We start from the raw sequence: 20,325 nt of genomic DNA, 5'->3' as shown, positions 1-20,325 counted from the left end.
TTTTCGTCTTTGCACCCGTGGCGATTTGGTTAAAATCTTGATTCTTCTTGACTACTTGTGTACGAGTCGCTACCTGTTACAAAACTATCCAATACGGACATATTAAACATTTGAATTGCTTCGCCTACTTTTTGATAGCCTTGTCGGTCAGCAGAGCTTTGTGTTGGGTCTCCGCTTGGATGGTTGTGTGTGATAATGACGCTTTGAGCGTTATCCATAATTGCGTGATAAGTAATTTCCTTGATGTTAATGGGGGTGCTATTTAATGTGCCTTTTGAAATTAGATATTCATTCAAAACACGGTGTTTTGTATCTAAGGTATACAACCATAGTTCTTCAACACGTTTGTTAGCGTGCATTTCAATAAGCTCTGCGCCAAACAGTTTACTAGATGTGATTTGGTAACCTACAAGTGATTGTGTCATTTTATTTACGTCCTTTCTTTTGACGGTAGCTATTCAATTCTCGTTCGGTGTTACCTAATGATTCGGTGACGTATACTGTCAGGAAAATTAAGCCAAACATTGCAAGACATGCGATAAGGCTTGCTAACGCTAAGGTCAATGCAAGTGCAACGATTGTGGCACTTCCAAGAATAATAAAAGTAATAACTTTTACGACGGTGATGATATTGAATTGATTCAACATAATTATTTCTCCTTGTGTGAACACCCACGGGCGGCTTTTTCTTAACCGCGAGCTTGCTCGCTATAAATTTATTTTTTTGTGTGTTGATGGACGAAATACAACATGGCATAGAAAAAGTACAAGGGGACACTTTAGTGTCAGATCAAAAGTTTTCAGCTAGTGGTTTTCTAGCGTTTTGAAAAGTTTTGACGGCCCTTGTACTTTTGTAAGTTCTTAGGCCGCCGGTTTTGCGACCTTAGAACTTCTTGCCATGTTTTAGTACGGTAATCGACTAAACAAAAATTTATGTGAGCAAACTTGAGGTTAAGAAAAACCATTGGAGGTGTTGTGAGGAACTCGCAATGCCTCCATTGTTCTTGAACTTGTGTTTTTGTCCCAAAATTTTTCATTTATTTAGTGATTAATTATTTTTGCGGTATCTTATGCTCGTACAAAATTAAAGGGAGTGTTTATACTATGGGCAAAATTGATAATTTATTGAAACGAAATGAAAAGAAAGCACAAGAAGCAGCTGAGTTAAAAGCTAAGGCAGAAGCAGCGGCAAAAGAAAAAAATGAAGTTGATTTGGAAATCTGGGCTGAAATTGGAAAATTAACAGCAAGATACCTGGAAACCAGTGATCAAGCAGAAACGTTCCAAATGTTAACCGATAAAATCAACGCAGAGCATAGCCCGGTAGGTGAACACCATGGGTAAAATGACGGATGAAGAAAAACAATATCTAAAATCGTTACCAATCGTTAGTTACATGGAACAACGTGGTATCCCATTTGAAAAGTTTGGTCGTAATGCCGTCAAAGTATTACCACACGGAGGGTTTGATCATCACACGGTGGTGATTAATACACAAACCAATTGGTATCACTGGAATTCTCGTGGTACACATGGTGATTTGGTTAAGTTCATCGAAATGTATGAAAATGTAGACCAAAAAGAGGCATTGCGGATTCGGATGGAATTTGGGAATTACGCGAAAGATAAGAATATTGATATTGAAGGAATCGTGAGAAATGCGCAAGCTGATGTACCTCGTGAAGATTTTAATATTGCTAAATACAGATTTGATAATAATACAGACCACGTGCGTGATTATCTGATTAACGAACGTGGATACAGCCCCAAATTTACCGATGGACTAATCAAGGTGGGGCTAGTTAAACAAGGATTCAAACGAAAGGACACAGATTCGGGCGAAGTCCTGAATCCAGAAGCGTTCTTTTTATGGCAAGATCCCATATCTGCCGAAATTAAAGGCGCTGACCGACAAGGCACAACTATTGACTATGAAAAATTCGGTAAACGTGGTGCGGAAAAGCGTATCGCATATAGTTCAGATAGTGATTCTGGGTATAACTTACACTATGGAACTGGGCGAGGAACCTTGTACGCATTCGAGTCACCACATGACCTAAACGCCTATGCGATGATGAATGGACATCAACTTAAGCAAGAAAATGCGCACTTACTATCAATCTCCGGTACGCCACACTACAAGAAAATATTGTCATACATGGATCACTATTATGGCGATATGGATAAGTTACCGAAAATCGTGTTCGCAATGGATAACGACTTGGAAGGACGGGAAGTTGCTAGTCGATTTAACGCAATTGAATTTAAAGATAAAAGTGGAGCAGAAGTTGAATTCGAAGTCCACGTACCACCAATTGGTATGAAGGATTGGAACGATGCTCTTAAAGCAAAAGCCACGTCTTACCGTATTGAAACGTTGGAAGAAAATGAACTTGTAGTCGAACAGTTACAAGCGGAACGCGAGGCACGAGATCAAGCGCAGCGTGAGCAAGCAGAGGAATACAAAAAGGTACAAAAAAAGGCATCAAAGGCAAATGACAACCCATTTGATGATGTAAAACTTAAGGAAGTCGCTGTGGTGGCGCTTGTAGCAGAGACTACGAGTGAATATGTTGCTGAAAAATCCATTGAACAGGCAAAAGTTGACGACAATGATAGTGAGAACGATTACCTTGAGCTGTATCGTGCCAATGCGGGTCGTACTATTAGCAATCAGGGAAGTGTGCAAATTACGCCCGATTCATTTGTTACTACTTGGGATGCGAGTGATGAAAGTTTAAAGTCAGGACTATTTGATATTTTATTAGTTCAAAATAACGACTATGACAATGCTGAAAAGGTTGGTGTCTATGACACAAATGAAACTTGGGCACAACGGGAAAGGGCTGCTCGAAAAGCCGTGGATAATGCAATCGAGTTACAAACAACGACAAAAGATTGGATTAAGTTACAAGAGAGCGGTGAACGTGCGCAGGTAACAACCCAAAACAAAGAAGTTGTTCAAGCACAAGTGAATAAAAAACCAGCAGAAAAAGAAGCAACATTAGACACTACAACTAAAACGAAGAAGCAAACCGGTCAAGAAATTATTGATGATGCAATGAAACGGGTTGAACAATTCAGTAATAATCCCAAGGATATTAAAGAATTACTCGATTTCTATGCGACACAATATGATTACAGTCCCCGAAATCTTGCGCTAGCAAAAGCTCAATATAATGGTGCGACTTATATTTCGTCGATGAAACGTTTGAATGACGCCGGATTAAAGATTCGTAAAGGTGAAAAAGCAATCCGTATACTTGGGCAACCAAGCATTACGAAGCTAATTGTTGATGGTGACAAGGTCGTGTCGGTTAAAAAGGCTACACCAGCGCAAAAAGCAAAAGCTGAAAGCGGTGAATTAAAAACCTTTGAACGGAAAACGTTCAAAAGTGTGAATGTCTTTGATATATCACAAACGGATGCCAGGGACGAAGACCTGCCCAAACTGTTACCAAACAAGCCAATTAACTTTAAGAAGCATGTATCTGATGATGACTTGCAAAACGCTTATTCTGCGCTAAAGGCATATGCAGTTACAAACGGCGTTCCGGTTATAGATAATCAACCAATTACTGATTTACACGGGGCTAAGGGGTATTACAAGCAATCATTGGATGGTAATGCCGGCTCAATTGCTATTCGGCCAGACATTCCATTGACTGATAAATTCTCAGTGCTTGCGCATGAAATTGGTCACGTAGAAATGCACAACGTAAAAACAGGTGATCAAAGTTTGACCGCACCACAAAAAGAATTTCAGGCGGAAATGGTTTCATATGTGGTTTCGAAGCATTTCGGTATTGATACCGACGAACATGCAGTTGGTTATATTGCTAACTGGACTCAAAACGGTGAGAAATTGGATGATAAAGCGAAGTTAATCGAGAAAGTTGGTTTGGTTTCACGTCAAATTAATAAAGCAGTTGATGGAAAAGTAAATGATGCAAATGAGCTGACGAAGACTAAGGAACAAACCAAAGAGAAATCGCTAACTCCTAAAAAAACGAAACAACCAGGGCAATATCCGAGGCAAAGCACCGAAAAAACAACCAGCAAAGACGCTGAGTTACTCGCGCCAGCACTAGAATTCACTCAGGATCAGATGAAACAATTACGATTCGCGTATGAACAAGGTGCATTAGGTATTGACCAACGAAGTTATCATTTTGAGTCCAGCGGTGCGTTTTTAGCGTTTTTGAAGGACGCGGGGGTAAACAGTCAAGTTGTCCAACGAACGGCGATGAAGACCACTAAAATTCCAATGAAACGTATTAATCATTGGGCAATTCAACAGCGTGAAGATGAAATAAAAAGGAAACGTATAAAATGACTGAAAAAACTGAACAACTAATTTTGGATGTTGATTCGAAGCTTTTAAGTAATATTAAACTCCAAATGAAAAATTATAACAGTACACAATCGGAACTCATGCAGTTACGAAGTATTAATGACACTGTAATGTTCTTTTTGTTAGCAGGAATGCAAGCACTAGACTATTCACACAAATAAGCGAGGCAACTATGGAACAAGAAACCGTACACACAAATTACCGAAGTGTCCCTAAAGCACAATTTAATCCCTCAGAAACGTATTCAAAATCTGTGGCAGAACGTAACAACGATATGGATAAAGTTAACGAAGAATATGATGAATACCGTGAACTAAAAAAAGATGCGTATCGAACAATTTCTACTAGCTCGGCGGATGACTTTACAGATGATTTTTTAATTGACCAATTATCTAAGCCACTCCCAGAATTTGGGGAAGATGTTGAAACTGATTTTGTCGAAATGACAGACGTTACGGACAGCACAAAGGCATTTGGATTAGCAGGTGAATAATGATGCTTGAAGATGGCTTTTTATCGAGGTATACAACTAATCTGAATGATAAAGTGCGAGAGAATATCCAGCGCTACAAAGTCTTTAGTCGTGAAACAGAAATTAAACAAGCAATGGTTAGCCTACTACAAGTAATTAAGAGCAATCCAATTTTAGTTGGTGAGGCCGGAGTGGGAAAGACGGCAATTGTTGAAGGTTTTGTGCATGAAATCATTCGAGGGAATGTTCATCCAAAACTCAAGGATAAAACTGTCTTATCACTGCAAATATCTTCACTAATGCCAACCGGTGATGGTATATCATTTGCGGCTAAATTACAGGGGATTGTTGACGAACTTGTCGTGGCAAACGAGGATTACATTTTATTCATTGATGAAATTCACCAAATCGTTGGGACTGGTTCTGAAAACAGTAAATCTGCTGTTGACGCTGGGAACATCTTAAAGCCCGTCTTGTCTCGTGGCGATGTACAAGTGATTGGCGCTACGACTATTGTTGAATATCACGATTACATTGAGTCCGATGAAGCGTTAGCGAGACGGTTTGATGTTGTTCCGGTAAATGAACCATCCAAAGAAGCAGCTAGGGAAATTCTTAGCGGTATTCATGGCTTATTTGAAGAAACACACGGCTTAACCATTACGAATGGTGCAATTGAAGCAGCCGTTGAATTATCGAGTAGATACATTACTGATAGATATTTACCAGATAAAGCAATTGAGTTAATTGATAATGCCAGTGCGCGAGCAACCATCAACGGTGAAAATACGGTTACAGAATTAGGTATAGCCACAGTTCTGGAATCCAAGTTAAACATTCCAGCGATGGTGCTTTTGGAACAGGCAGATGAAAAGCTTGAAAATTTGTATTCGATTTTGACGGCAAATATTCTTGGCCAAGATGAAATAATGGGTGAGATCGTTGGAGCGCTAAAAGTACGAAATGCCGGGTTAGCAGATACTAGTAAACCACTCTCATTTCTCTCAGGGGGAACAACAGGGGTTGGGAAGACTGAAACTGCCAAGGTACTGGCAACTGCATTATTTGGGTCAGCGGAAGCTATGATTAGGTTTGATATGTCCGAGTTTAAGCAAAGGTCAGACGTTGACCGATTTAAAAATCTGCTTATTGAAAAAGTTAAGCGTCGTCCCTATGCAATTCTATTACTGGATGAAATGGAAAAAGCAAATGTTGAAGTATTCGATTTACTGTTACAAGTCCTTGATGATGGGCGATTAAGTGATGACTATGGGCGAACGATTAACTTCAAAGACGTTATTGTCATAATGACATCGAACTTAGGTGCCGACCACATTCGCAATCGTTTTGCTAAAAGTAAGGAATTTCGTGAAGATAAACAGCATGCGGACAATTTTATGGCCGCGTATAAACGTTCATTAGTTGAAGGTGGTATGCGTGCTGAATTTATTGGACGGATTGGTCACATATTAATTTACAACGTTTTAGATACGCCAGCAATTCGTTCGATTGTACTAAACAAAATGCGTACTTTAGCTTTTAAATCAAAAGATAAAGGTTATGAATTGCTATATACAAATGAAAGCATATCGGCATTAGTACCTGAATTTGCCACTGGAAAACACATCGTTCGAGACGACTATGACCAAATAATTGCAAAGGAACCATTATTACCAATTGTTGATTATCTAGCTACATTAGGATTTAATCCCGATACAGGTGGTGCCAGGGCACTGGATTCAGTGATTGAAAAAGTTGTCGCTATTCCACTAGCTGAAATTATGTACAACGACAAACTGGCTGGAATGCAAAGTTACGATAAATTTGCGTTCTATACGCAAGGTAATCCACCAGATAAAACTACCACCGTCCGCCACGCAGAATGGCGCGCTATGATGGCTAAATCAAAAGTAAGACATCGAGTGGAGGGGTAGTATGGCAATAAAAACTGGGCGAACTCCTCAAAAAGGTAACAAATCACTTTTCAGTATGATTACCCATTTTTTCAGTGGTTTCGCACCTGATGGTAAATACAATTTTTTGCTCAATGGGCTATTCTTTTTTCCATTCACGTTAATTCCTACCAAACGTAGAAATCGAAAGAAGTACATTGCTGAACGAAATCGAAAACATGAATCAATTATTTTCTATCGTGGCCAATTTTGGTGGTTGATTGGATTTAATATATTCTTTTTATACTTCATTGGAATTAGGTTTGCGGTATGGATTGAGAGTGTAGCTATTGGCATTGCAACGCAAACTGGTAACAATTGGTCACAGTTGCACGGTTCAGGATTGATGAATGTTAATACGCAACGCTGGTGGGCAAATGTATGGTTGCTATTTGATATTGTAAAGCAATATATCAATCCACTCCGTCCACACTATGAATTAATTCGTGCGTTTCCCTTGGCATTTTTGATAGGTTTGGCATTGATTGAATTCTTTATAATTCGGAAATCATGGCGATGGTATGAACAGTTTCGTGGGACTATTACCGATATGGCATCACGCTGGACGACTTTTGATGAAATGATTAAACAGTTCCGTCTTGTCCCAGATAGAAATGAAAAATATACCGGTAATTTTGGTTATCAAGTAGGCCATGTATTTGGATATGATCCACGATTGCTTATTTTAAAACCCGGTGTTGCAATACGTTGGTGGCTCAAGTTTCTAGTGGGTAAGCAACGTCATTCCGCCGGTGGTTACATGGGATTTTACTTTCTAACCCAGGGTGCAAGTTCTCGTATGGTCACCGGTGGGTCCCGGACTAAAAAAGATGAATCTATTGGGTATTCAACTTTTAGTATTCTCTCTCGGTCTTCTAATCGTCCAAATATTATTGATAACGATGCTAAGGCCGAAGATTTCGCAATCGCACTGCCATATCTACGCAAGCAAGGTTTTGACACTTACGTTCTAAATATGTTGGACTACGTGAACTCAATTGGGTATAACCCAATGTATTTGGTAACGGAACTCGCACGCGAAGGTGAATTTGATTCTGTTCAGGAAGAAATGCAACGAGTTGTAGATGCAATGTACTCGGAAGTACAAGAGAAGTCATCTGATCCTTTTTGGTCAAATGCGGCAAAAGGTTTAATTAAATCTGGGGCATATGCGTTACTTGATATTGCGCAACGTCGTGGGACGTGGGAGGTAGTGACATTAACTAATATTTCTAAGATGTTTTCAGATTTTATTCGTTCAGATAATGATAACAATGGTCAATTAATTAATCTGTTGACTATCTACTTTGGATTTCTTCGGAAAATGCCACCAGATACAGTGCGAATGATGGCTCTCGATGCCTTTGCTCAATACGATGGTTCGGCATGGGACACAAAAAGTAGTATTTTGTCCTCTGTATATGATGGATTGATGATTTACCAAGAACAAAAGATTGCCGCTATTACTTCACATAGTACATTTTCACTCGAAAGTATTGGTTTTCCACGTGTGCTGCGTGTTGAATTTCCGGCAGAATACCGTTTTCAAACAGCCTCAATCTTAATTATGAATGATGCTGGTGAAATAGTTGAACGAGCAAAGCAACAATTAACCCGAGTTGGCTTTTTAAAATATCCATTTTCTAGCAAAATGGGCGAAGTATTTTCAATCAAAATTTTCTTTGAAACGACATTCGAGCACCGTGACTTCAATCCTCTAGATACTAACATGTTAATACAAGCTACTAAACAGTATGAACATATTGGTAGTAAGTTAACGCGTGATCCATATTCTAAAGAATTAGTCCTTAAAGAAATTCAAATCACGGATTTTTCGTCAACTGATGACAAAATTACGGCGAACAGCGTTGAAGTTAGATACGCTGAACGACCAAAAGCAATATTTCTGGTCACTCCTCCTGATAACAACACCTATAACCAATTAGCTAGTGTGTTCCTTAATCAAATGTATAACGTGAACTCGCACCGGGCTTCGTTACTTGACCGGAAGAAACTTGATACGCAAATTGTTTATAAATTCAACGAAGCAGGGCAAATGAATGCCATTGCTGACATTGATAAAAAGGTTTCATTGGGACTTGGTCAAGGACAATTCTTTGATTGGTATTTTCAATCACTTTCACAATTGACTCGACATTATAGTAAAGACGTTGCTGAAATCATCAAGGACAATTCATTACTTTGGTCGCATATCCTTAGTCCTAATCTTGAAACAAATGAGCAAATCTCAAAAATGTTAGGCCAACAAACGGTACTAGTTGATAACAACAATGCTGGACTTGGTGACAAGGGTAAAGTTCAACGTCGTTTACGTGAAGAAAAGATACCGTTATTAAGTGCTGACGAACTAAATAGTAAGATACTCGACAATGAAATGATTACTTTCAGAACGCTTGAAAGACAAGATAAGCGAGGGCTTTCAGTTTCAGCTAATCATATTTTTGCTTCCGACAATATGCGCATGCCATATCGGTATGAGAATGATACAGGAAACTTTAACTTAAACCATTATGTTGCCGATTTGAAATTAGATGCGGAACATGCGGACTTAACGATGTTCGACCTACGAGAAAACTTCCTTCCAGAACTTAAATTGCTAGCTGATGAAGTTGGTGAACGACTTGAATTCACAGAAACTGGCTTTATCTATGGCGAAAATGGAGTTGAGGAAGAAGTTAATATTGGAACACTTGATAATCGTGTGACCGAACACAATGATAATGATGAATTCTTGATGCAGTATCAATTCGAGGACAATAAGTTACTCAATAGTATTATTAAGCCGCAAATTAAGAGTTTAACTAAAACATTGAGTAAGATTAGTAATCCTGAAACAAAAGCTTACCGTGTCGCACTAGACAAAGACCCTGCATTATTCTTCAAAACGCCAGAGAATAACCGTTGGGGTGTTATGAAGGAATTGTTCGGTGATAATTTGGGAATCTTGTTAGACAAAATTAGTGCCTATGGGGAAATTTCTGGTGATGATGCTGTTAGTGAAATTGAAGACGACCTACATGTTAATGAAGATTATCAAGCTGATACAGACCGATTCTTATCGGCTGAACAAATCGAAGATGACAAGCTTCTGTTAATAATTAAGAATTCAGCAGTATCATTCCTTCCGGTAGGTAAAGACATTGCGGATGGAACACTTCGTCAAGTACGGAACCAACTTACTAACGCAGGTCAAATTAGATTAGTATTCAGACAGCCTGCGTACAATAATTGGGGCACGATGCGTAAATTATTCGATAAAAATTTCAATTACTTACTAGAAGCCATGCAAAACTATGAATATTACGAAGAAGATGAATTTTAAAGGACAAAATAAAGCTACAAATGAAAGGAGGGTACGATGAGTGTAGGAGCGTTTAGACTTTTTTCTAATACCCCTGTACCAAAAGATGGGCCGACCAATGCTTTTTATCAAGCATGGTCTGAATGGCTACAACCAGGTACGAATGGAACATCATCAATGATTGACGCTATGCAACAAGGAGTAGCACACTTTTTCTATCGAGTGACAGATGCCGTAGATACAGCATGGCAAAAGGCGTTTGATTTTGGCGGTTTTGCGACGAGCTGGGCAAATCCAGATAACGAGCTGTACAAATACGCACAAATCATTTTTGCGCTAGCTCTCAGCGCTGCAAGCATTATGATGACTGTTCAATTAATAAGATATCGGGTCACGAAGGGCAAAGCAGGGAAAGATTACCCGGTTGGAATTGTTGTTTCAATAATTGCAGTGACACTTTTGCCCTGGGCGCTTAACCTGGGTGGACAAACTGCTAAAACAGTCGCTGTTGATGGTTTCATGCAACCAATGGAGAAATCAATCGCAATTGCACCGTTTCAAGACAATGTATTAGATATGGGAATGTTAGCGTCTAAGGATTTTAATGATGATCCGAAAAAAATTGATCCGTCTAAATATAACAAGCTAACTGCTGATAATTTATTCGTAACACCCTTACAACAACGAATTGGTGATGATCAAAAAGATGCAATCAAAAAAATGGGTGCATCTGATGACGATATGAAGGTCTTTGATAGCAAGTTCAATCCTGATAATCCAAAAGGAGATGTATTGAAACTTGGTTCAGGAGCAATGCTCACAGGTGATACGTTTGCGGAATCATATCCAAGGTACGTAGTGAGTTGGATTAGTATTGATGTGACATTATTCATAACCATGCTAGTAAGCTTATTCTCGACGTTCTCTGTGCTTAAAGCATGGTTCGTACAAGCATTCTATGGTTTACCAGCAATTTGGTTCTTCCTAACTGATGGCGCCGTCTGGCAACGAAAAAAAGAACTATGGGCTATTATGCAAGGTTCACTCGTAACGATTGCAATGCAACCACTTGCTATCTTTATGTTTAGAGTCTGGCTGAAATTTGTTAACCAGACGATGCAAGCTTGGGAAGTTAGTCAGACTACCAGAACATTATTGTATATTACGGCGATGTTAGCAGCGTTTACAGTAGTTATGAGTGGCTTATCCAAGTTCGAAGAATGGACTGGTGCCTCTCAAAACCACGGTGCCGCGGCACAACAGTTTTTGGCAGCTTCCAGTGCAGCTCGTAGTGTTGGTGGGGTTGCTAAAGGTGTTGGAAAGCTGGGCATGGGTGCAGGTAGGGCGAGTGCGAAATTAGCTCGAAATGTACCAGGAACAGTGAAAAAAGTTGGGAACAACATGGCTAAAGCCGGTACCGGGAGTATGAAGTTAGCTGGTGGGGTTGCCGAGGCGGTATCACACCCTGTAAGCACAGCAGAAGGTATGAAGAATGCCGGTAAGAACGCAATTACTAATGGAATTGGCGCAACCAAAGATAAGGTTAAATCAGTTGGCCAATCAATCACGAGTAATTTTGACGATGGCCGCTATAAAATGGCCGATGTTGGAACAAAAAGTAGCAATCGTGAGTCAGCAACTGATAATAAACCTAACTCGGTTACTCCTAATTCACCCGTAAATGAAGGAGTGCCAAGAGCAAGTAGGTCTGTCGGTGAAACAACACCACATAGACAAAATACAAATATGGGTGGAAAAGCATCAAATCCCAATAGTGCTAATAACCAAGGGGCACCAGAGAACATGGCATCAAACTCAAATAACGTACCTCCTGAATCAAATGGAAATAGTACAAAACGGCCGTCAAATCCAAATAATGAAATCACACAGAATTTGGATGTGAATCAACAAAATGGAAACAGGATTAACACTGAAAGCACACCCGTTTATCAGGGTGCAAGTGGAAGTAATAATCAAAAATCAAAAATTAATCCAGCAACTAATCCATCAACCGTTACTCCACCTTTGAAGGCAAGCAAAGTACAAACAAAACCTAATGCTAATGCACCACAAGACCAATTTGTACCGAGCCAACCTGCAAAAATTGATTCGAAACCAAAGGGGAAAGCATCTTTTGGAAACCCAAACAAAAGGGTAAATCCAGCTAAAATTGCACCGGATGATTTTAGCTCAGTTTTTGATTCAAGTGATATTGGTTTTTCAGATGATGATATTCCACCAATGCCAGGAGAGTATTAATTTATCAAAAGTGACAATAGGTAACAGCAAGAAGTAATCACAATTAAGTGATTGCTTCTTTTTTGTCCCAAAATTTTTCACATTTTTTGTAAACCATATTAATTGCTGTATCTTTACCGTATTAAGTTTAGAGAGGGTTAATGAAAAATGGATTCAATCGAAAATACAAAGTCCACAAATTATGATAGTTTCACCGGGGCAACTGATATTTGGCGTCAATTTAAACCGTTCTTTTGGTTTTCTCTTAAGGCGCTTGGAATTATTGGATTTATGGTAACGATTTGTTGGCAGTTACTTAAACTATTTCCATTTGGATGGAGTTTTGGAAAGTTATGGTTCATGGCAATTGGCATATTATTTGGGTTCTTTTTAATAATGCCAGCCCCAGGTAAAAAGAACTTGATTGTGTTTGATGAAATACTGTTTGATTTGCGCAACGGTCGGAAGAAGCGGCACTTCAATGTGATTCCTTATAATCAAATTTTTGAGAGGTCAGAATAAATATGGCAATTAAGAATAAATCGAAGAACAACGTAGCTAAAGTTCGTTATTCAGGCGGAAAACAACAATCATTCTTGATTACGGATTTTCTTCAATACAAAGCTATTCTGGATGATGACCACCATTCAATTTTATTAACTAATGGTCATTTCATGGATATGTTTAACTTGCCAGGGCATGACTTGGATTACTTAGCGGAAGATGAACAATTAACGGTTATGTCTGACTATGAGGCGTATGGATTAGTGTATGGAAAGGGTTGGACAATATTAAATTCAACTTTGCCAGCTGATACCAAAATACAACAAGCGTTTTGGGCAAATACACTAGGTGAGATTAACGACAATTTGGCAATTGAAACAAATGAACGTAAGCAAGCCCAACTGCTAGCACGGCAACAAACTGCGCTTGAAGAATTGCAATTAGCTCGTCGGGTTGTTGAGCACGTTGATCATTTACAATTCACTTTTATCATGTTCGCTGATTCACAGTCACAACTTAAAGAATTACGGGAGAATGCTTTAAAAAATGGTGGAGTTGCAGTACAGCTCCAAGAGCTATCGGTCGAAGACAAGATACGAATTTTAAAGCAATTCAACAATCCTAACAATATGCTAACGAGAGGCAATTAACATGGCAGTTTTAACTAAGAAGAACACTAGAAAATTAATCGGTAATGGAACTGACTTGAATTTAATAACTGAAACTCAGCCAGAAGGTGGATTAATCGTGCATAGTGATTTTGTCCAAGGTTCAGATGGATATTCAGTGACACTTGAAGTGACAGGGCTTCCTAAACAGCGGTTAGGGCGTGGTTGGCTACGTAAGGTTGCAGAATTGCCAGATACAATGAGTTGGCTTTCAGTAGCCCCAGAAAATCAGCGTAAAGCTCAAGATGCCGTTGAACGGGCAGTTAACATCGACAGAGACGTTGCTATCGGTAATAGTAAGAATGCAAGTCCGAGTGACCAAACGATGGCATTAACCAATTGGCAGCTTAACCAGGAACAACTAGATGCCTTGGTTAATGGGAATGACATAATGATGCGAGTGTATGTACGTATTCGGGTGTTTGCTGATAGTGTGCCCGCTTTACGTACTCGTATTCGTGAAATTAAAAAGAGTCTTCATGGTTTTGGTATTTCATTACTCTTTGACGAACAGGACAACGAAGTTAAGTCACTTTTTACACCACCGGAACTACATGATGGCTTAGGAATGCCCAACAAGGGTATTCCAGTGACGATGCACAATTTAGCGGGCTCATATCATCTAAATCAAACGTTTCAAGCAGACCCACACGGTGCGTATATGGGACAAACGTTTAACGGTGGAGAAGTAATGTTTGATCAGTTTTACAACGATGGCCGTCACCGTTCTTCGCCACAAGTGTTAATTATTGGGGCACCCCGGACTTCCAAGTCAACAGTTGCAAAGAAGATGATGAAGCAAAACTTCGCCGCAGGCCATACACAGTGGGTTTTTGATAAAAGTAATGAATACAAGGGGCTAGTTGATGATGAAAATGGATTAAATATTGATATGGGTGGTGGTGAAAATCGAATTAACCTGTTTCAAATTTATCCAACTGTTACCGATGAGACGGGTTCGATACCAGACGAAATCGGCTCGTTTTCAGAACATGTGGCCAAAATAACAACGATTTTTTCCGTTTTATGGGTTGATGCAGAAGGACGGACACAAGCGACTGCTTATGATTTAGCAATGATGCGTGAATTATTAACAAACTTCTACATTCAACAGGGTATGTGGGATCCGAGTCCACGGGATAATCCACAAAATATAAAAATTTTCTTGAAAAGTAACAGTGATTATCCAACGCTAGAAACATTTGTTGATTTCGTTGAAACAGAAATTGTCACAAGTCGTCGTAAAACACACGAAGAACAACTCGCAATACAAAATATTTTGTTAGTCTTCCGTGAGCTCCTACAAGGGGATAGTGCGGACATTTTTGATGGCTATACAACTATTCCAGACTTACGTGATGAAATATTAGTTCGTTTTGATACTTCTAAACTTGCTTCTAAGGGTGGGGAAATATTTCGTGCGCAAAACTATGCAGTGTATTCATTAATGTCTTCATATGTGATTAACCATGGGCGAAAACAAAGAACATTGTTAAGCCAAGGGTTGATTCAAAAAGATGAAGCAAAATATTTCAATTTAATTCAAGATGAGGCTGACGAAATCATCAATAAGGAGAATCCACTTGGAATAAAAACTGTCACAAAATTAATTAGTCAGATGGGGAAAAATATGTTTGGATCAATATTCGTATTTCCACGTATGAGTAACGTAATTCCGGCAGAAGGTGAATTTTCAGAGGCACAAGATTTCTTCGGGTTGTTTCGGATTCACTTCATTACGCAATTGACTAGTGACGATCAGGTACAGACGCTACGGCGTGCATTAACTAGTTCAGTCACAACGTCACAGTTGCGACAAACGACAACATTTAAAAAAGGTGAAGTGATGCTTAATTTTGTGGGTGATAGAGCGTTATTCTTTACAGTTTCATTGTTGGACTACGAAGAACGCCAATTTGCGGGAGGAATTTAGTTATGGCATTTAACGATGAAGATTTCAAATCACTTGACCCTTTAATGCACCCAGGGAAATCATTCTCCCGCTTAGCTGAAACAAGTCGGGAAAAAGCTAAGCGTGACTTACAAGCTGTTCAAGATGGTGAGTACCATGTTGATGAAAGAAAGCGTAATACCGCATATAACGTTATGGCAATTGTTGCGGTTGTTACATTGGTATTAGTTATTTTGACTAAGCTATTCGGGTAATCAGATATGCAGACAATTATTGATTTCTTTATCTCTAAATACAAAATTATTTTAGGACTGATTGTGGTAGGTATAGTTTTGATATTCGCCTTAGTAATGGTGCTGTTTAGCTTAATGCAACCTCAAAATGATACAACGACAACAAGTGATATATCACTCGATATAAATAGTGAAATTGCTGGACGCGCAAAGGTAGTATATGACCGCCTAACTCAGCAAGAAAACTTCACTCCTGCCGGTGCCGCTGGTGGAGTTGCGGTAGCTGAACGTGAAAGTGGTATTGATCCATTAGCCTACAACGCTGGTGGAAATGTGGTCGGCGTTATGCAGTGGTCTAATGGCGGCGTGAATGGTAATCGTTACCATGACACACCACGTACAATGGATGCGCAAATGGACTTAATGAGTACAGAATTAAACTCCGGTTATAAAGAAACAAAAGAAGTCGTCGGAAAAGCCACTGACCCAGGGCAAGCAGCACTTGATTGGTCTAAGTTGTATGAAGGGGTTTCACTAACAGATCCACAAACTAAGCCAGAACAGATTAAGGCTCATGCCCAGGCATGGTATACCTTCTTTACTGGAGGTCAATTAAGTGATGAAATGTCAGGCTTAATTGGTGTGAATGGTTCTGGGACAAATACTGTGACTGTCACCGGTGAGAAGACGTCATACTATGATAATGCGATTGCTGATGGACTTAAACAAATTGGTAAACCGTATATGTGGGGTAATCTACCACCACTGACAGATAATAATCCCGTTGGATTTGATTGTTCGGGCCTCGTTAGTTGGATGTTAGGACGGCAAGGTATTTCGTTACCGCGCACAGCTCAAGAACAATACGATGCTACACAACGTATCGCAGATTCTGAACATAAGGCCGGAGATTTATTGTTTTTTGAAGGAACTACCTCGAAAAGTTCATATATCACGCACGTAGCAATGTCCATGGGTGGCGATAAGTTCATTGGTGCCCAAGGGTCAGCAACACAATTGGCAAGTTTAACTGATTCATATTGGAAACAACACTTTGTAGGGTACGGAAGGGTTAAATAGATGCAAACTATTAATATGATTAATACCGTAAAAATGAACGATCCGTTCACGCAAAGGGAGGAGATTAATAATGCAGGTGCCTAAAGGTGTAGTTATTGGGATTACCACGTTCGTTATCGGAATGGGAGCAATTACCGGGATTAGTTTATCCCGGTATAGTTCTGTCCGAAATGATTTATCTCAGGCTCAAACAAGCTTACAAACAATTAGGAACAGTAAGCAATCGGATTCAACAGAAATTAAAAAGTTGACGAGTAAAGTTGAATACCTTCAAAACAACTCAGTCCAAAATACTGCTGCCGTTAGAGTTAGTGATGATGTTACGTCGTTTATTACTACGTTATATAACTTCAATACCAGTGACCGGGGTAAACGCTTTGATGAAGCAGAGAAATTTGGCACAAAACGAGTTGTAGACATTTTACGCGGGCCTGGGGGTAATGACGTAAATAACAATGACAACGGATTTACAGTAGCTAATAAGCTCAAATGGGTACGTGTCTATAATCAGACAAAGCAAGGAAATGCTTGGAACGTCTTGGTGCATATTAAGTATCAGGTTTCGATTAACCAGGGAAAACCTCGGACACTCGAACAGGTATTTGAAATCACTTATGACACTAAGTCGCACATGATTGTGAAGAATGAAAACCTAGCATTAGGCGCTGTGAATTCATTGGAGAATCCGTAAGCATGAGTGAACCATTAAGCACATTCAAGTTAGGTGGTGGGCATGATTCGAAAGTGAAATTTCTAATTGGAATAATACTGGCTGCTTTGCCATTCTTTCCAAACAGTTCCACTGGATTAATTGGGTCACTAAGACTGATGATTACACTAATGGTCGCAGTAATCATAATGTTAATCACCTTGAAAAATGTGAAAAGTATCTTCAACAAAGTTTATTTTAGAAGCTTGAAGCTGATTGCTGGGTTTGTAATGTTAATTGAGATTATCCAGATTGTATATTCACTTGTCTCAACTCAAAATATTTCAGGTAGCCTAGATGATATTAATTTGGCTTGGTTAATATTTATCGGATGTTTTTGCTCGCCTATATTTGAAGAAGTGGTTTATCGTCATTTCTTATTCGGCTACTTTCTCAAGAGTGATAATCAAAAATGGAAAATAGTAGTTGTAGCAACCACAATAGGAATCATTTGGGGGCTCAGCCATTTTGACTTTGTTGGTTTACCGATTTACTTCTTGGTCAATGCTGTATTGTCGTACGTGTATGCAAAGGGTGGGGTGCGAGGTTCAATAACACTTCACGTTTTATTGAATTTGGTTTCACTTTGCGCATTACAATATTTTTGATAGTTAGTTTTGTCATTAACGCTTAGGAGACAAAGATGGTAGAATAGAAGCAACAGTCATATGAGTAGCTCGCGTCAGACAATCGGCCAAGATTATCTTCTGATGTGAGCCTTTCTTTTTATTTACAGGGCATACTTTTTTGCAATTAAAGTAATTGTATCGTCCTAAGACGCAATTTGTTTATTATAAACGGCTAAATACGTTTTTATGTTGACTTGATATTTTATATTGATAGTCAAAAAAAGTAAATCACGGTATAATAAGCTAGGTGAATAATCAAATACTAATAATTGATATTTGATAAATTGGAGGTGAAAATTTATGAAATACTCAGAAATTTATGATGATTCCATGTTAGAAATTTTTAAAAATGAAAGTCGATTATTTGAGGATATCGAAATTAATATAGAAGAACCGGTAATTGATGTTGAGAAAATTGCTGGTGTGCTAAAGATTCCAGTAGAAAAAAAAGATGATATATTTGAATCGGGTTCGATTACTCCTAAAGGCAATGGTACACCCGTTATTGAGGTAAACAGTTCAGAAGCTCCTGTAAGACAAAGATTTACCATAGCTCATGAATTAGGTCATTATTTCTTAATGGAAGAACTTAAAGAGAAAACAAATCGCACACCTGATTTAAGTTCATACGATTCAACACAGCGTGAACATGAAATCATTGCCAATAGTTTTGCGGCGGATTTATTAATGCCAATGGAACTTGTAAAAAAGTTAATGATTACTTGGTTAGAAGAAAATAACCTTGTTAATAAGCCTTTTTCTACAATTCAGTTATTAGCTATGCAAACAGAAATTGCCAAAAAAATGCAAGTTTCCGTGGAGGCATTGAAAATTCAATTCAAAACTAAGAATTTGGTGGTAAAAGCTTAAAATGTCAAGTAATGTTGGATATAATTTAAGTTCACTGAGAGACAAAGAAGATGACATTTTCGATGCTATTTATATCGATGTCAATATATTACCTAAAAACCCTAGTGCCGAAGCATTTAGCAAAGCGGATACACGCAGTTATTACATTGAAAAAATATCTGTAAGCAAAAATAGTACTACAAAAAATGTTTCGTTTGATCTCAAAACTAGGCAGCTCATTAGTAGACTTAATAAAAATACTGAGCTGTTAAACAAGGATGCCTCCGCGATGCACAGTACTTGGTCAGCGTTTTATCTCATTAAAGAAATCGTGCAACAAATACGGAAAACTTTTGAGGATAATACGTTGTATTTTCGAGGGCAATCCCACGATTGGGATGTACTTCCTGGAGCACTTCGAACTAATGTTTCAGAGGATTATGCGAACAAGTTTGATGATGTATACAAAGAATTTTCTTTTGAGTACGAGGAAATTGAATATTTTCCATTGAAGGACAATGGAGAAAATTTTGAAAAACGAACAAAACAAATTGCAAAATTACAACATTATGGACTGATGACACCTTTAATTGATATATCGACTAGTCCTTATGTTGGTATGTTTTTTATGGCATATGATGATAATTTAGAAATTCCTGTTTTCGATATTCTTTTAGAAAAAGCGGATGATGATTCTATTTTTCAAAAAGTCGAAAAAACACACGATAATATTCGATTGAAAGCACAAAGTGGTGCATTTATTAATTTTGAAAAGTTGTTACCACAAACGCAAACGCAAACTAAGGAAATTAAGAAGGTTCCTCGAATTGTTATTCGGTTTGTATATGATCAAAAAGCTTACGTTTCAGCGATTAATACCACAATTAATGAAATAAAGGATTTGGTGAAAAATGAGAACCGTCCAGGTATTCAGAACCTTGCTCTCAATGATTTGGGAAAAATAATATCGAAGCTTGATGATGTAGAGTATTCAGACCAGGTTAAGAAGGACCTTTTTGAGGGGTTGAAAAAGGATCTATTGCAAAAACTAAAAGAATTTGAATATACTGATAAAAGAATTTTTCCTGATTTAGCTAATTATGCTGATGCAATTAAGACTCAATATAAAGTGGACGAGACTTCTGATGAATATCTGCCATCTTGGAATTAAGCAGGTTACACTGAATCGAGAGTTAAAAAGCAATACGTGCAAATTATATTAAAAAAATCCATGAACTTTAAAATTCATTGATTTTTTTAATACACAATATTTTCAGGATGCTCTATTCACACGCACTTAAAGAAATAATGGGGAATGATATTATGTAAGAAATTCCTAAGAAAACAACGTTGAATGTTAAAGTTGATTCAAAATTAAAAGAGCAAGCAAGTTACACTAGAGG

At 38.5% G+C, this 20,325-nt stretch carries 17 protein-coding genes; 15 read left to right on the top strand and 2 right to left on the bottom strand.

Features of this window, described 5'->3' with window-relative positions; translation table 11 throughout:
* Positions 1 to 29: 29 nt before the first annotated feature.
* Together EQG49_RS00290 and EQG49_RS00285 are read right to left on the bottom strand one after the other, a co-directional pair.
* Positions 30 to 425: a JAB domain-containing protein gene (locus EQG49_RS00290; protein ID WP_133362073.1), complete on the bottom strand. Its 396-nt coding sequence runs from the start codon at positions 423 to 425 to the stop codon at positions 30 to 32.
* A gap of 1 nt (position 426) precedes the next feature.
* Positions 427 to 648, bottom strand: a complete 222-nt coding sequence (locus EQG49_RS00285; protein ID WP_133362072.1) for a hypothetical protein — start codon at positions 646 to 648, stop codon at positions 427 to 429.
* Between the two features lie 456 nt (positions 649 to 1,104).
* Here EQG49_RS00285 and EQG49_RS00280 point away from each other — a divergent pair, with 456 nt between their 5' ends.
* The 15 genes from EQG49_RS00280 (at position 1,105) to EQG49_RS00210 (ending at position 20,093) form a co-directional block, all read left to right on the top strand.
* Positions 1,105 to 1,344, top strand: coding sequence for a hypothetical protein (locus tag EQG49_RS00280; RefSeq protein WP_133362071.1), 240 nt, complete (start codon positions 1,105 to 1,107; stop codon positions 1,342 to 1,344).
* Positions 1,337 to 4,336: a toprim domain-containing protein gene (locus tag EQG49_RS00275; protein WP_133362070.1), complete on the top strand. Its 3,000-nt coding sequence runs from the start codon at positions 1,337 to 1,339 to the stop codon at positions 4,334 to 4,336. Before EQG49_RS00280 ends, EQG49_RS00275 begins: the two co-directional genes overlap by 8 nt.
* A gap of 190 nt (positions 4,337 to 4,526) precedes the next feature.
* Positions 4,527 to 4,847, top strand: coding sequence for a hypothetical protein (locus EQG49_RS00270; RefSeq protein ID WP_133362069.1), 321 nt, complete (start codon positions 4,527 to 4,529; stop codon positions 4,845 to 4,847).
* Positions 4,847 to 6,760 carry an AAA family ATPase gene (locus EQG49_RS00265; protein WP_133362068.1) on the top strand — a complete coding sequence of 638 codons (1,914 nt, stop codon included), beginning with the start codon at positions 4,847 to 4,849 and terminating at the stop codon, positions 6,758 to 6,760. Before EQG49_RS00270 ends, EQG49_RS00265 begins: the two co-directional genes overlap by 1 nt.
* Before the next feature lies 1 nt (position 6,761).
* Positions 6,762 to 10,121 (top strand): type IV secretory system conjugative DNA transfer family protein, encoded by a 3,360-nt coding sequence (locus EQG49_RS00260; protein ID WP_133362067.1) that lies wholly within the window; start codon positions 6,762 to 6,764, stop codon positions 10,119 to 10,121.
* Positions 10,122 to 10,157: 36 nt separating this feature from the next.
* A complete protein-coding gene (locus EQG49_RS00255) occupies positions 10,158 to 12,359 on the top strand; it encodes a pLS20_p028 family conjugation system transmembrane protein (RefSeq protein WP_133362066.1) in 2,202 nt (733 codons plus the stop codon).
* A 147-nt stretch (positions 12,360 to 12,506) separates the two neighbouring features.
* Positions 12,507 to 12,860 (top strand): hypothetical protein, encoded by a 354-nt coding sequence (locus tag EQG49_RS00250; protein WP_133362065.1) that lies wholly within the window; start codon positions 12,507 to 12,509, stop codon positions 12,858 to 12,860.
* A 2-nt stretch (positions 12,861 to 12,862) separates the two neighbouring features.
* Positions 12,863 to 13,492: a hypothetical protein gene (locus tag EQG49_RS00245; RefSeq protein WP_133362064.1), complete on the top strand. Its 630-nt coding sequence runs from the start codon at positions 12,863 to 12,865 to the stop codon at positions 13,490 to 13,492.
* Position 13,493: 1 nt separating this feature from the next.
* Positions 13,494 to 15,443: a hypothetical protein gene (locus EQG49_RS00240; RefSeq protein ID WP_133362063.1), complete on the top strand. Its 1,950-nt coding sequence runs from the start codon at positions 13,494 to 13,496 to the stop codon at positions 15,441 to 15,443.
* Between the two features lie 2 nt (positions 15,444 to 15,445).
* Positions 15,446 to 15,676 carry a hypothetical protein gene (locus EQG49_RS00235; protein ID WP_133362062.1) on the top strand — a complete coding sequence of 77 codons (231 nt, stop codon included), beginning with the start codon at positions 15,446 to 15,448 and terminating at the stop codon, positions 15,674 to 15,676.
* A gap of 6 nt (positions 15,677 to 15,682) precedes the next feature.
* Entirely contained in the window at positions 15,683 to 16,735 is a 1,053-nt protein-coding gene (locus tag EQG49_RS00230) for a phage tail tip lysozyme (RefSeq protein ID WP_133362061.1), read from the top strand.
* Between the two features lie 70 nt (positions 16,736 to 16,805).
* Positions 16,806 to 17,426: a hypothetical protein gene (locus tag EQG49_RS00225; protein ID WP_133362060.1), complete on the top strand. Its 621-nt coding sequence runs from the start codon at positions 16,806 to 16,808 to the stop codon at positions 17,424 to 17,426.
* 2 nt (positions 17,427 to 17,428) lie between these two features.
* Entirely contained in the window at positions 17,429 to 18,052 is a 624-nt protein-coding gene (locus tag EQG49_RS00220; protein WP_133362059.1) for a CPBP family intramembrane glutamic endopeptidase, read from the top strand.
* Positions 18,053 to 18,373: 321 nt separating this feature from the next.
* A complete protein-coding gene (locus EQG49_RS00215) occupies positions 18,374 to 18,943 on the top strand; it encodes an ImmA/IrrE family metallo-endopeptidase (RefSeq protein WP_133362058.1) in 570 nt (189 codons plus the stop codon).
* A 1-nt stretch (position 18,944) separates the two neighbouring features.
* On the top strand, positions 18,945 to 20,093 hold the full coding sequence (locus EQG49_RS00210) for an FRG domain-containing protein (protein ID WP_133362057.1): 1,149 nt from the start codon (positions 18,945 to 18,947) through the stop codon (positions 20,091 to 20,093).
* Positions 20,094 to 20,325 lie beyond the last annotated feature (232 nt).

This window comes from Periweissella cryptocerci (assembly GCF_004358325.1).
In the GTDB taxonomy this organism is placed as follows: Bacteria; Bacillota; Bacilli; order Lactobacillales; family Lactobacillaceae; genus Periweissella; species Periweissella cryptocerci.
This window is presented reverse-complemented; position numbering and strand designations above follow the sequence as displayed.